Source organism: Streptomyces sp. SID5464 (assembly GCF_009862985.1).
In the GTDB taxonomy this organism is placed as follows: domain Bacteria; phylum Actinomycetota; class Actinomycetes; order Streptomycetales; family Streptomycetaceae; genus Streptomyces; species Streptomyces chartreusis_D.
Genome location: NZ_WWIQ01000009.1, coordinates 352,725 through 366,869, shown reverse-complemented (window position 1 = coordinate 366,869; position 14,145 = coordinate 352,725). Strand labels below are relative to the sequence as shown.

The following is a 14,145-nucleotide window of genomic DNA, read 5'->3' as shown; positions in this document are numbered from 1 at the left end:
AGGACGTGGCCGTCGTCGCCTTCGACGACGTCTCCCTCGCCGAGGCACTCGAACCGGCCCTGACCGTGGTCGCCCAGGACCCCGAGGAGATCGGCAGAACAGTGGCGGCCACCGCCCTGGCCCGGCTCGACGGCGACCGCTCCCGTGCCCGCACCGTCACCGTACCCACCCGGTTGATCGTCCGCGGATCGGGCGAACAACCCGCGTCCGGCGCCCGGGAGGCGTGACCGGGGCGCGGAGTTGGTTCACTGTTCCGCCTCGTTCGCGAACCGCAGGGAGATGCCGCGAAGAACGTCGGCGGCGGAGATGTCGGTGCGTCCCTCGTCATGGACTTCGGCGAGTTGGACGAAGGCGAACGAGAAGCAGTTGGCGATGCTCACGAGGGTGGGCCCCAGTTCCTCGGCGATGAGGTCCGCGGCCGCGCGGCCGCCGGCATCCGCGGGAAGCCGGATCCGCGGCAGGGTCTCTGCGAGAAGCGCGGAGACAGCCCCGGTCAGTGCGACCTGCCCACCGGGGTTCTCGCGGACCTGCCGCCGCACCTCCAGTGCCTCGGTGAGCATCCCGACGACCTTCTGCATGATCTCTCGCTGCTCCATGGGCGCAGCCTAGACCGCACGCTCGGTGAATCCTGTCTCAAAGCATGAACACAAATTACACACATCCTCTCTACACACTGGGTTCCCATGGTCTAGATTGACCGTGCTTCAGCTGTTCGAACACGAGGCGACCAGTAAGGATCTATAGGTCCGGCGCTACGAAAAACCAGCAGTCGCGTTCCCCCGCGCCGGACGTGGGGTTGATCAATTCCTGGAGCCCGGAAGGGGGGCAGGACATGCGAGTCCGCTGCCTCCAGGGTGGGTTGTTCACGCAGCGCTGAAGCAACCGGGAAGTCATGCGGGGGGCGGGGGCCTCCCGAGGGGAGGAACAGCACGGCGCGGGAGGCGGGGGCGCCTCCCGGCGCAGTAGCAGTGTGAGGCGAACACCTCGAACCACTGGCGACCTGGGGGGGTCCTGTGCATCAGGGGGAATTGGTCGACCCGTTTCCGTCGGCGCGCGGGCGTCTGGCGAACGGGGCAGTCAGCCGGCCCGCGACCGACTGGGAGCAGCGGTACCGCCGTACCGTGATCATCAGCGACACCGCGGCCACCGCCTTCGTGGTGGCCGCGATCGGTAACTTCTTCGGAGCCCGGGACGCGGCCAACTGGCACGAGAAGTGGGGAATTCTCGCCTTCGGCACCGAGCTGCTGGTGCTGTGTGCGCTCGCGGTGGGCCGGGCGTGGGTTCCGGCCGTGCTCGGCCAGGGCGCCGAGGAATTCCGCCGGCTCGGACGCTCACTGTTCGCGGCGACCGTCGTACTGGCGCTCGGCGGGATCGCCCTGACCTCGCGCAACATCAAGCTCTGGATCTTCGTCGCGATTCCCGCGATCGCGCTCGTCACCATGACCGCGCGGTATCTGCTGCGCCTCTGGCTGCACAAACAGCGCAAGGAAGGACGGTGCCTGAGACCGGTGCTCGCTGCCGGGAGCCCCGACACCGTGCGCGATCTCATCACCCGGACCCGCAAGTTCCCGCACATCGGCTGGCGGGTGGAGGCGGTGTGCACGACGGACGGCCGCGGGCTCGACGGTGACGAACTGGACGGAGTGCCGGTCGTCGGTCAACTGGAGGACGTCGCCAAGCACGTCCGCCACGACGGCTACCGCGTCGTCGCGGTCACACCGGACCCGCACTGGTCACCGGACCGGCTGCAGCGGCTGGCCTGGAACCTCGAAGGCAGCGACACCGAGATGGTCGTGGCGCCCGTGCTGATGGAGGTGGCCGGCCCGCGGCTGCACGTCGACGCGGTGCTCGGGATCCCGCTGCTGCGGGTCAGCATGCCGGCCTTCACCGGGGGCCGCCGGGTGGTCAAAGGGGTGGTCGACCGAGTAGGCGCAACGTTTCTGCTGATGTTGTTCGCGCCGCTGATGGTGCTCGTCGGGCTGCTCGTGCTGGTGGACAGCCGGGGCGGGGCGTTCTATCGCCAGCGCAGGGTCGGCAAGGACGGCCGCGAGTTCACCATTCTCAAGTTCCGCACCATGGTCGCCGGGGCTCACGGGGCCCGTGCGGAGCTGGCCGACCGCAACGAGGGCGCGGGCCCGCTGTTCAAGCTCCGCCGGGATCCGCGGGTGACCCGGGTGGGAGCGGTGCTGCGCCGGTACTCGATCGACGAGCTCCCGCAGCTTTTCAACGTGCTCACCGGATCGATGTCGCTCGTCGGTCCGCGGCCTCCGCTGCCGGAGGAGTCCGCCGCGTACGGCCCGGACATCCGGCGGCGACTGCTGGTCAAGCCCGGGCTCACCGGCCTGTGGCAGATCAGCGGACGCAGCGACCTGTCGTGGGAGGAGGCGGTCCGGCTGGACCTGCGGTACGTGGAGGACTGGTCGCTCGCCCTGGACACAGTGATCTTGTGGAAGACGCTGCGTGCGGTGCTCCACGGGCAGGGGGCCTACTGATGCGCGGGGGTCGTCAAACGGCCGGCGCGCGGACCGCAGGCCGTAGGGGCCTGCCTGGGGGGAGGAACGGGTCATGAGAGTCAGCGTTTTCGGGCTCGGCTACGTGGGCTGCGTGTCGGCCGCGTGCCTGGCCAGCATGGGGCACGAGGTCATCGGGGTGGACGTCAACCAGGTGAAGGTCGACCTGGTCAACGACGGCAAGGCCCCGGTGGTCGAGGAGCGGATCGGCGAGCTCATCGCCGAGGTCGTGCGGACCGGAGCGTTGCGCGCCACCGGCGACGTCCGCGAAGCGATCATGGGCAGCGAGGTGTCACTGGTCTGCGTGGGCACGCCGTCGGAGCCCAACGGCAGTTTGTGCACGACGTACTTGGAACGGGTCACGGAGCAGATCGGCGCCGCACTGGCCGAGCAGGGGGGCCGGCACACCGTCGTGTTCCGCAGCACCATGCTCCCCGGCACCTGCCTGAACCTGCTGGTGCCGATCCTGGAGAAGTACGTCGGCGGCACGGCCGGGGTGGACATCGGGGTCGCGGTCAACCCGGAGTTCCTGCGCGAGGGCACGAGCGTGCGGGACTTCTTCGACCCGCCCAAGACCGTCATCGGCGAGCTCGACCCGGCGAGCGGCGACGCGGTGGCGGCGCTGTACGAGGGCTTGCCCGGCGAGGTGTTCCGGGTGCCGGTCCCGACGGCCGAGGCGATCAAGTACGCGGACAACGCGTTCCACGGCCTCAAGATCGGCTTCGCGAACGAGCTGGGCGCGGTGTGCCAGGCGCTCGGAGTGGACTCGCACCAGGTGATGGACGTGTTCCTGGCCGACCGCAAGCTGAACATCAGCCCCGCCTACCTGCGGCCCGGCTTCGCCTTCGGCGGCTCCTGCCTGCCCAAGGACCTGCGCAGCCTCGTCCACGCGGCGCAGCGGGCCGACGTCTCGGTGCCCATCCTCGCCCATGTGCTGCCCTCCAACTCCGACCATCTGCAGCGCGCGGTGGAGCTGGTCGAGCGCACCGGCAAGCGCCGGGTGGGCCTGTTCGGGCTGTCCTTCAAGCCCGGCACCGACGACCTCCGCGAGAGCCCGCTCGTCGAGCTGGCGGAGAAGCTCTTCGGCAAGGGGTACGACCTGCGGATCCACGACGCCAACGTCAGCCTCTCCCGGCTGCTCGGCGCCAACCGCGAGTACATCGAGACCCGGCTGCCGCACCTCGCGCAACTGCTCGCGGATTCCGTCGAGGAGGTGCTCGATCACGCCGAGGTGGTCCTGGTCGGGACCAGGGACCCGGCTGTGCTGTCGGCGCTGCCCCATGGGGACGGCCCGGTGATCGTCGACCTCATCCGCCTTCCCGACGCCGAGGCGCGCCGGACCGAACCGGGGTACGTGGGCCTTGCTTGGTGACGCAGTCAGCGGCGACGGGGCGGGCCGGCGCGCGCTGATCCTGGTGGAGAACCTGTCGGTGCCGTTCGACCGGCGGGTGTGGCAGGAGTGCACGACGCTTCGCGACGCGGGCTGGGAGGTGCACGTCATCTGTCCCCGGGGGGAGAAGCGGGACACGGAACCGGAGGCGGTGATCGACGGGGTCCGGATCCACCGCTACCCGTTGCGCGCGGCCACCGGAGGGCCGGCCGGCTACCTGCGGGAGTACGGATCGGCGCTGTGGCACACGGCCCGGCTGGCCCGGAAGGTCGGCCCGGTCGACGTGGTCCACGCCTGCAACCCGCCCGACCTGCTGTTCCTGCCGGCACTGTGGCTGAAGCGACGCGGTGCGCGGTTCGTCTTCGACCAGCACGACCTGGTGCCCGAGCTGTACCTGTCCCGGTTCGACCGCGGTGAAGACCTGCTCTACCGCGCCGTGTGCGCGCTGGAACGACGGACCTACCGGGCCGCGGACATCGTGCTCGCCACGAACGAGAGCTACCGGGACGTCGCGGTGCGCCGGGGCGGCAGGCGCCCCGAGGACGTCTTCGTCGTGCGCAGTGCGCCCCAGATCGAGCGGTTCCGACCGGTGCCGCCCGAGCCGGAGTTGAAGCGCGGCAAGCCTCATCTGCTGTGCTACCTCGGTGTCATGGGCCCGCAGGACGGCGTCGACTACGCCCTGCGCGCCCTCGCGAAGCTGCGCGACGAGGTCGGGCGGACCGACTGGCATGCGGTGTTCGTCGGCGCCGGTGACGCCTTCGACGCGATGGTGGAGCTGTCCCGGCGGCTCGGTCTCTCCGAGCAGGTGCAGTTCACCGGGCGCATTCCGGACGCCGACCTGGTGCGCTACCTGTCCACCGCGGACGTGTGCCTCTCGCCCGACCCGCGCAACCCGCTCAACGACGTGTCGACCATGAACAAGGTCCTGGAGTACATGGCGATGGGCCGGCCGATCGTCTCGTTCGACCTGAAGGAGGCGCGCGTCTCCGCCGGTGACGCCGCCGTCTACGCGCCCGCCAACGACGAGGCCCAGTTCGCCAAGCTGATCGGGCTGCTGCTGGACGATCCGGAGAAGCGGGCCCGGATGGGCGAGATCGGCCAGGAGCGGATCAGCGGGCCGCTCTCCTGGCGGAACTCGCAAGCGTCGCTGCTCGCCGCCTACGCCGCTGCCTGCCGTGACCACCCTCCGGTGTCGGCGAGCGACCCGGTCCGCACAGGGAAGAGGCCGCGGCATTGAGCGATGACACGATCCGCCTGGTCACGATCGGACGGATTCTCCGTCGGAGGTGGCGGCTTCTCGCCCTCCTCACCGTGGTGGGCGCGCTCGTCGGCTACGGCACCTCGGTGCTGTTTCCGCCGCGGTACACGACATCGGCGTCGGTACTGCTGCCGGGCCAGTGGGAAGAGCGCGAACTGCTGACTCAGGTGGACATCGCGACCAGTTCGGCGGTGGTCGACCGCGCGGGCGCCGCGCTCGGCTGGAGCGGGGTCAGCGGTGCCGAACTGCGGGATCGGGTCAGCGCCAAGGCCGCCGACGGGAACATCATCAAGATCTCGGGTACGGCCGACACCCCGGAGCGCGCGCAGCGGCTCTCCGACCAGGTGGCCCAGCAGTTCGTCACCTTCGCCGCGCGGATCGCGGGCGGCAGCACCGACCCCGAAGCGGCCACGGGGACCGAGGCGCTGCGCAAGAGGGTGGCGGAGACCAACCGCCGCATCACCGACCTGGCCCGTGCGGCCGATCCGGGGCAGACCGTGGAGAGCGTGCAGGCCCGTACCGAACTCGAGAAGCTGCGTACCACGCTGCTGGAGGCCATGAAGAAGCTGGACGAGGCCGACCCGGCGACCGACAAGGCCGGCATGGTCGTCATGGGGCCGGCGGCCCGTCCGACCGGCGAGGCACCGCCGACGCGGATGCAGCTCGTCGCCGCCGGGGCGCTGGTCTTCTTCCTGCTCACGATCATCGGCCATCTCGCCGCCGCACGGATGAGTCGCCGGCTGCGCACCGAACCGGAGATCGCCGCGGCGCTCGGCTCGACGCTGCTGGGCACCGTCGACGTGCCCGAGGAACCGCACGGCGCGCAGCGGCCGGAAGACGGAGACCCCCGGGCCCGGATCCGCCGGCTTCTCGGCGTCGACACCCGGTGGGACCTGCCGGCCCCGCAGCGGTCCGGCGACGAGGCCGGCAGACGGATCCGCTACCGGCGGGTGTGCGCTCGCCTCCGGGACCAGTTGCCCGCCCCCCGGCGGCTGCTGGTGGTCGTACCGGACGGCGACGAGATCGCCCGCCGGGCCGCCCGACGGCTCGTCGCCGAGGCCGAGAGCGATCCGCAGCTGCGAGTGGTGGAGGTGTCGGTGGACCGGCCGATCGTGCCGGACCGCGTCACCGAGTCCGGTGCCCTGGTCGTCCTGAGCGCGGGCAGCCGGACCGCTGAGGAGCTCGCCGGAATCGCCGAGGCGTGCGCGGACGGCAGGCATGAGGTCGTCGGCATCGTCGTCGCCGGCACGGTCCGCGCCCCTGAGACGCGGTCGGCCGGCCATCCTCCGGATGACGCCACTCTCACGCTCGCGGTTCGCGGCCAGGCGACGGGAGGTTCGGTGTGACGACGGGCACGACGTCGGAGTCGCCGACCGCCACTCCGCTTTTCGATCTGCAGGCGCTGGTGGTGGCGGTGCGCAGGCGCCGCCGCCTCTGGTACGCCCTGGCGCTCCTCGGCCTGCTGGTCGGCGCCGCGGTGGCGGTCCTGCTGCCGCCGCCGCCCACCGCGGTGACCAAGGTGCTGGTCGCGCACGAGGAGGACCAGCCGAACGACACCGGAACGCTGATCCGTACCGACGTCGAGCTGTTGCAGACCACCCGGATCGCCGGCAAGGCCCTGCAGTCGCTCAAGTCCCGGGAGAAGCCCGAGGACTTCATGCGGGACTACCGGGGCACCGGCCTGACCAACAACCTGCTGCAGATCACGGTGACAGGTGACAGCGACACGGCGGCGGTGGCCCGCGCCAAGGCGCTGGCCGACGCGTTCGTGACTGACCATGTGCGGCGGATGCGGGAAACCGCGCAGGCCGAGGCCAAGGCCCTGATCGACCAGCGTGACCGCATGCGGGACGAACTCGCCCGGGTCAACAAGGAGATCGGGGACCGGTCGCCGGACAGCGACCCGAAGGCGTCGGCGAGCATCGAGTCGCTCTTCGCCCGCCGGGCCGAACTCAACTCGCGCATCGCCGATTTCGACCAGCGCGCCGCGGACGCGCGCACCGGCACGCCGCAGGTCGTCGCCGGCACGCAGATCGTGGACGCCCCGCGCGCGGTGCGGCACTCCCTGCCCAAGGCCGTTGTCACCGACGCCGCGATCGGGGTCGTCCTCGGGCTCGTCCTCGGGCTCGCGCTGGCCGCGGTCGGCACGGTGGTGGCGGATCGCCCCGTACTGCGCCGGGACATCGCGGCGAACCTGGGCGCCTCGGTCATCGCGGAGCTGCCCCGCCGGTCGGGCAGGCTGTGGCAGCGCCGACGGACCCGGGCCACACGCGAACGGCTCACCGCGACCCTGGCCCGCATCGCGCGCGGCTCCGCGGAACCGGTGTCGCTGCTGGAACTGGGCTGTGCGCGCAGCACGAGCGTGATCGCCCTGGACCTCGCCCGGGCCATGGCGGCGGAGGGGCCGGTGACCGTCATCGACGGTCTGCCCGGCCCGCAACTCGCAGGCCGCCGCCACAAGCCAGGGGATCCGACCGTGATCAGCGGCGAGCGTGCCGCGGCCGCGTCGCCCGAGGAGCGCCGGATAGGCGTCGGCTCGGTGGCGCCCGGCACGGCGTGGACCGACCTCCAGTACCTCGGCACCCGGACCGTGCTCGTCGTGCGGGCGGGGCACGGCAGCGCCGCATGGCTGCACACCGTGGCGCGGCAACTCGCGGACCAGCACATTCCGGTGATCGGCGTGGTGCTGATCGACCCCGATCCGCGCGACCGGACCGACGGCACATTGTGGGACGGGCTGCACACCGCGCTGCGCGGCCGGAGCGAGCGGACGGCCCGGGAGAACGGTGGGGGTACCTCCCACGCCGTCCAGGCGGTGGGAGAGGGCCGGCTGCGGACGGAACGGCTGCCGATGTGGGCCGCACGCGTCCCGGACAACGACCAGGAGGCGCGGTAGGACATGTGTGGCATCGCAGGTACGTACCTATGGCCGGACGGGAAGCTGGTGACCGACCGGCTCACCGACACCCTCGCCCACCGCGGTCCGGACGGGGCGGGCCGGTACGGCCACCCCGCCGGTGACGGCGAAGTGCACCTCGGGCACCGCCGGCTGGCCATCATCGACCTGTCCGAGACCGGCGCCCAGCCGATGGTCTCGGACGGCCTCGCCCTGACGTACAACGGCGAGCTGTACAACGCGCCCGAGCTGCGTGCCGAGCTGGCAGCCACCGGGGTGCGCTTCCGCGGTACCTCCGACACCGAGGTGCTGCTGGAGGCCTGGCGGCGCTGGGGCACGGACTGCCTGCCCCGGCTGCGCGGCATGTTCGCGTTCGGGATCTTCGACGAGCGCACCGGTGAACTGGTGCTCGCCCGCGACCAGCTCGGCATCAAGCCGCTGTTCCTGCTCCGGCGCGGCGAGGGCCTGGTGTTCGCCTCCGAGCTCAAGGCGCTCGCCGCCGCGACCGGCGGCTCGCTGCAGGTGGACCATGCGGCGCTGGTCTCCTCGCTGCTGTACTACTGGGTGCCGGACTCACGGTGCGCGTTCCGCGAGGCGGAGAAGCTGCCGCCGGGGAGCTGGCTGCGGTGCCGGCCCGACGGCCGGGTGGAGCGCGGCCGGTTCTGGGACCTGAAGGACGTCGCCGCCGAGGGCCGGGAGCGCGCCCGGGCCGGCGAGCGGCCGGACCTGGCCGCCGTCGTCGAGGAGTCGACCCGGCGCCACCTGCTCTCCGACGTACCCGTGGCGACCTTCCTCTCCGGCGGGCTCGACTCCAGCTACCTGACCGCGCTGGCGGCCCGCCACCAACCCGGGATCTCCGCTTACACGATCGGGTTCCGCGCCGAGGACGCCAGGTTCGAGGCGATGCCGGACGACCTGCGCTACGCCCGGCAGGTGGCCGGGCGGTTCGGCGTCGACCTGCACGAGATCGAGATCGCCCCGAACGTGCTCGATCTGCTCCCCGAGATGACGTACCACCTGGACGAGCCGATCGGCGACCCGGCTGCGATCAACACGTACCTGATATGTACGGCCGCCCGGGAGGCCGGGGTCAAGGTGATGCTCTCGGGGATGGGCGCCGACGAGCTGTTCGCCGGGTACCGCAAGCACCTGGCCAACCTGCTCGCGCTGCGCTACCAGCGTGTCCCGCGGCCGCTGCGGCGCGGGGTGTCGGCGACCGTGGACCGGCTGCCGGTCGCGACGGCCCGCCGGGGGTACCGGTCGGTGCGCTTCGCGAAGCGGTTCCTCTCCTTCGCGGATCTGCCGGAGGAGACGGCGTTCCGGCGCAGCTACACCATGTACGACCAGGACGAGCTGCTCGCCCTGGTCGACCCGGACCTGGCCGGGACGGTCGACGACGTGCTGACCGAGCATGCGGACGTCTACCAGGACAACGACCTCGACGACTTCGTCAACCGCATGTGCCTGACCGATGCCCGGATGTTCCTGCCGGGCCTGAACCTCACGTACACGGACCGCTCCAGCATGGCCGCCTCGACCGAGGTGCGGGTGCCGTACGTGGACGTCGAGGTGGTCAGGGCGGCGTTCGCCGTGCCCGGCGATCGCAAGATCGTCGGACGGCAGGGCAAGGCCGTCCTCAAGGAGGCGGCCACCTCGGTCCTGCCCCGGGAGATCGTGTACCGGCCCAAGGGCCTGTTCAGCGCCCCGCTGCGGGCCTGGATGAGCCGGGATCTGGCACCGCTGGTGCGCGAGGTGGTCAACGACGGCGAGCTCGTCCGTTCCGGGTTGCTGCGCCGCGACGCGCTGGCGCGGATGGTCGCCGAGGACGCCGCCGGGCAGCGGGACTTCTCCAAGCATCTGTGGCACGTACTGACGCTCGAGTACTGGTATCGCGACGCGACCTCTGGGTCCGGCCAGAGCACTCGGTTGACGGCTTAGGAAATTCAGAGGAGTTCGGGTGAAGCAGGTTGTGCAGAACTACAAGAGCGGCGAGCTGGCGGTGCTCGACGTGCCGGTGCCGGGGTGCAAGCCGGGCGGTGTGCTGGTCCGCAGCGCCTTCTCGCTGATCTCCACCGGGACCGAGCTGATGAAGGTGTCCGAGGCCGGCATGTCGATGCTGGGCAAGGCCCGATCCCGACCGGACCAGGTGGCCAAGGTCATGCAGAGCGTGGCCACCAACGGGGTGCCCGCCACCTATCGCAAGGTGATGGGCAAGCTGGACTCCTACACGCCGCTGGGCTACTCGCTGTGCGGGGTGGTCGAGCAGGTCGGCGCCGGCATCGACGACGTGAAGGTCGGCGACCTGGTGGCCTGCGCCGGCAACGAGCACGCGTTGCACGCCGAGCTGAACTGGGTGCCGAAGAACCTCTACGCCCCGGTGCCGGACGGCCTCGCGCCGCGGCACGCGGCCTTCGGCACCGTCGGCTCCATCGCGTTGCAGGGCGTCCGCCAGGGCGAGCCGCAGCTCGGCGAAGTGGCACTGGTCATCGGCCTCGGGCTGATCGGACAGCTGGTGGTACAGCTCCTCGCCGCCTCGGGAGTCCGCGTCGTCGGCGCCGACCCCGACCCGGCACGCTGCGAACTCGCCGAGCGCCTGGGCGCCGCGGCCTGCGGCGACCCCGCCTCCGCCGCCGTCGAGAACGCCGTCGCCGAACTCACCGACGGTCACGGCGTGGACCAGGTGTACCTGGCCGCCGGCGGCGGCAGCAACCAGCCCGTCGAGCTGGCCGCCAAGCTGGCCAGGGACCGCGGCCGGGTCGTCGACATCGGCAAGTGCCGCCTCGACCTGCCGTGGAACGCGTACTACGAGAAGGAACTCGACGTCCGCTTCTCCCGCAGTTACGGCCCCGGGCGCTACGACCCGTCGTACGAACTGGAGGGTCGCGACTACCCGATCGGCTACGTCCGCTGGACCGAGCGCCGCAACCTGGCCTGCTTCCTCGACCTCGCCGCCCGCGGCAAGGTCGACGTGGAGCCCCTGATCTCCCACGTCGCCGACTTCGACGACGCCGTCGAGACCTACCAGCGTCTGAAGGACGGCGAGCTGAAGGCCATCACCGCGCTGTTCCGGTACCCCGGACAAGCGGGGGAAGCGGAGGCGAAGGCCCCTGCGGTGGCCGTGCCCGCTGTGTCCACCAAAGGCCTGAAGCCGAGCCCGGCCCGCGCCGCCAGGACGCCGGTGAAGCTGGCGTTCGTCGGCGCCGGGAACTACGCGACGTCGATGCTCCTGCCGCACCTGGCACAGCGCGACGGCGTCGAGCTGTCGACCGTCGTCACCACGACCGCGCTGTCCGCCGCCAACGCCCAGCGCAAGTTCGGCTTCGCCGAGGCGACCACCGACCTCGACGCCGTACTCGGCGACAAGGCCATCGACGCGGTGTTCGTGGTCACCCGCCACAGCTCGCACGCCGAACTGACCCGCAAGGCGCTGCTGGCCGGCAAGACGGTGTTCGTGGAGAAGCCGTTGGCGCTCACCGAGGACGAGCTGGCCGGTGTGCTCGCGGCGGTGGAGGAGTCGGGCAACGACCGGCTGCAGGTGGGCTTCAACCGCCGGTTCGCGCCACTGCTGCAGGAGGCCAGGAAGCGGTTCGGCGCCCGGACCGGTCCGGCGAGCCTGCGCTACCTCGTCAACGCGGGCCGGCTGCAACACGGCAGCTGGTACCTCCAGCAGGGCACCGAGGGCTCGCGGTTCGCCGGTGAGGGCGGACACTTCATCGACACGGCGAGCTGGCTGCTCGACGCCGACCCGGTGTCGGTGTACGCGACCGCCACGTCCGGCAACGAGGACCTGCAGGTCGTGCTGCGCTACCCGGACGGGTCCACCGCCACCATCAGCTACGTCACCACCGGCCCGGCCGGCCTCCCCAAGGAGACGCTGGACCTGGTCGCGGACGGCAAGGCGCTGCGGCTCGACGACTTCGTCCGCGCCTCGGTGTACGACCGCAAGCGGTGGGTCAGCTCGCGGCTGCCCAAGGCCCGGGACAAGGGCCAGAACGCCGAACTGGCCGCGTTCGTCAAGGCCGTACGGACCGGCGGGCCGATGCCGGTGCCGCTTCAGTCACTGGTCGCCACCACGGCCGCCACCCTCGCCGTGCAGGCCGGCCTGGCCGGCGGTGCGCCGGTGACGTTGGCGAGGCCCCGATGACCATGAGCGCGGGCTGGTACCTGCGGCGGCTGTCCCGGATGGGACCGCAGGAGGTCGCGGGCCGGGTGGGGGACGCGGTGCGCAGGCGGCGGTGGCGCTCGGCGCGGCCCGACTGCCCGAGCGTGACCGGCGCCCGGTTCACCGCCGTGCTGCCCGCCGGGACGATCGCCGCGGTGCCACCGGACGCCGCGAAGCGTCTCATCGCCGAAGCGGACCGGCTGATGGCGGGGCACGCCGAGTACTTCGGCGTGGTCCGCGACGACCTGACCGACCCGGACTGGTGGTGCGACCCGAAGACCGGGCGCCGGGCCCCGGCGGGTTACGCCTTCGACGTGCCGTACCGGAACGAGGACGCGGTCGGGGACATCAAGCAGATCTGGGAGCTGTCCCGGCACCAGTACCTCACCGTGCTCGCCGCCGCCTACGCGGTCACGGGGAACGAGCGGTACGCCGAGCGCGTGGCCGAGCACCTGCGGTCGTGGTGGGCGGCCAACCCACCGCTGCGCGGCGTGCACTGGATCAGCGGCATCGAGCTGGGCATCCGGCTGCTGTCGTGGGTGTGGATCCGCAGGCTGCTCGACGGCTGGCCGGGCGCGGCCGGGCTGTTCGAGGACAACCCGGTGGCGCTGAAGCAGATCTGGCACCACCAGCGCTGGCTGGCTGCCTTCCCCAGCAGGGGGTCCTCGGCGAACAACCACGTCATCGCCGAGGCCGCCGGGCAACTCGCGGCGGCCTGCGCGTTCGGGTGGTTCCCCTCCTCGGCGCGTTGGCGGACCGGAGCGCTGCGGTCCCTCGAGCGGCACCTGCGCGGCAACACCTTCCTGTCCGGCCTCAACCGCGAGCTGGCCTCCGAGTACCACGGCCTCGTGCTGGAGCTCGGCCTGGCCGCGGTGGCCGAGGCGGATGCCGCGGGCGTGCCGGTCCCCCCGTCGATCCGGCTGGTGCTGCTGCGGATGACCGACGCGCTCGCGGCGATCGTGGACAGCCGGCTCCGGCCGCCGCGCCAGGGGGACGCGGACGACGGACACGGGCTGGTCGTGGACGGCGAGGGCACCGACCGCTGGGCCTCGCTGCTCAGCACCGGGGAGGCGGTGTTCGGCCGGCTCGCCTGGTGGCCGGCGGTGACCGGCACCGATGTGCGCACCCCGCTGCTGGCCGCGCTCATCAAGCCCACTGAACCGTCCGTGTCCCGCCCGGCAAGCCGACCGGCCCACTTCGCCGACGCGGGCATGACCATCCTGCGCGGTCCGGAGGGGATCTGGTGCCGCTGCGACGGCGGTCCGCACGGTTTCCTGTCCATCGCCGCGCATGCTCACGCGGACGCGCTGTCCGTGGAGGTCCGGCACGACGGGATCGACGTGCTCGCCGACCCGGGGACGTTCTGCTACCACGGGCAGCCGGAGTGGCGGCAGTACTTCCGCTCGACCCTCGGCCACAACACCCTGCAGCTGGACGGCGGTGACCAGTCCGTCTCCGGTGGGCCGTTCCTGTGGACGCGGCACGCCAAGAGCCGCGTCCTGGTCGCGGACACATCCGGCGAGGGGGTGGCCCGCTGGTGTGCCGAGCACGACGGTTATCAGCCCTCCGTGCACCGCCGCCGGGTGGAGCTGACGGCCGCGAGCCGGGAGCTGAGGGTGGTCGACGAGGTGCGCGGACCGCGCCGGGCCGTGCAACTGGCGTTCCACCTGGGCCCGGCGATCACCGCGGACCTCGTGGGAAACCGGGCCGTGCTCACCTGGACCCGGGACGGCGAGGACCGCTCCGCGGTGCTCGACCTGCCCGGGCAGCTGAACTGGCGGGCGCATCGCGGCGAGAGTGACCCGCCGCTGGGCTGGTACTCCGCCGGCTTCGGCCGCAAGGAACCCACCACCACGCTGGTCGGCACCGGCTTCGCCGGCGGCGTGGAGGGCTTCACCACCGTACTCAGGTTCGGCGGCTAGGGGGGCG

Annotated in this window: 10 protein-coding genes; 9 read left to right on the top strand and 1 reads right to left on the bottom strand. The window is 71.8% G+C overall.

Annotated features, from left to right (window positions below):
• A partial coding sequence (locus tag GTY47_RS09980; RefSeq protein WP_010035115.1) for a substrate-binding domain-containing protein occupies positions 1-227 on the top strand: 227 nt, incomplete at its 5' end.
• An 18-nt stretch (positions 228-245) separates the two neighbouring features.
• On the opposite strand, the gene GTY47_RS09975 is transcribed toward GTY47_RS09980, so the two are convergent.
• Entirely contained in the window at positions 246-596 is a 351-nt protein-coding gene (locus tag GTY47_RS09975) for a hypothetical protein (RefSeq protein ID WP_010035112.1), read from the bottom strand.
• A gap of 417 nt (positions 597-1,013) precedes the next feature.
• Here GTY47_RS09975 and GTY47_RS09970 point away from each other — a divergent pair, with 417 nt between their 5' ends.
• The 8 genes from GTY47_RS09970 (at position 1,014) to GTY47_RS09935 (ending at position 14,138) form a co-directional block, all read left to right on the top strand.
• Positions 1,014-2,492: a sugar transferase gene (locus tag GTY47_RS09970; protein ID WP_029180837.1), complete on the top strand. Its 1,479-nt coding sequence runs from the start codon at positions 1,014-1,016 to the stop codon at positions 2,490-2,492.
• Positions 2,493-2,565: 73 nt separating this feature from the next.
• Positions 2,566-3,882 (top strand): nucleotide sugar dehydrogenase, encoded by a 1,317-nt coding sequence (locus tag GTY47_RS09965; protein ID WP_010035107.1) that lies wholly within the window; start codon positions 2,566-2,568, stop codon positions 3,880-3,882.
• Positions 3,872-5,137, top strand: coding sequence for a glycosyltransferase family 4 protein (locus GTY47_RS09960; RefSeq protein WP_029180836.1), 1,266 nt, complete (start codon positions 3,872-3,874; stop codon positions 5,135-5,137). The genes GTY47_RS09965 and GTY47_RS09960 overlap by 11 nt, the downstream gene beginning before the upstream one ends.
• Positions 5,134-6,504 (top strand): Wzz/FepE/Etk N-terminal domain-containing protein, encoded by a 1,371-nt coding sequence (locus GTY47_RS09955; RefSeq protein WP_010035105.1) that lies wholly within the window; start codon positions 5,134-5,136, stop codon positions 6,502-6,504. Before GTY47_RS09960 ends, GTY47_RS09955 begins: the two co-directional genes overlap by 4 nt.
• Entirely contained in the window at positions 6,501-8,054 is a 1,554-nt protein-coding gene (locus tag GTY47_RS09950) for a Wzz/FepE/Etk N-terminal domain-containing protein (RefSeq protein WP_010035104.1), read from the top strand. Before GTY47_RS09955 ends, GTY47_RS09950 begins: the two co-directional genes overlap by 4 nt.
• 3 nt (positions 8,055-8,057) lie before the next feature.
• Positions 8,058-9,992: an asparagine synthase (glutamine-hydrolyzing) gene (gene asnB, locus GTY47_RS09945; protein ID WP_010035102.1), complete on the top strand. Its 1,935-nt coding sequence runs from the start codon at positions 8,058-8,060 to the stop codon at positions 9,990-9,992.
• Positions 9,993-10,011: 19 nt separating this feature from the next.
• A complete protein-coding gene (locus tag GTY47_RS09940; RefSeq protein WP_010035099.1) occupies positions 10,012-12,198 on the top strand; it encodes a bi-domain-containing oxidoreductase in 2,187 nt (728 codons plus the stop codon).
• On the top strand, positions 12,195-14,138 hold the full coding sequence (locus GTY47_RS09935; protein ID WP_010035096.1) for an alginate lyase family protein: 1,944 nt from the start codon (positions 12,195-12,197) through the stop codon (positions 14,136-14,138). Before GTY47_RS09940 ends, GTY47_RS09935 begins: the two co-directional genes overlap by 4 nt.
• The last annotated feature ends 7 nt before the right edge of the window (positions 14,139-14,145 follow it).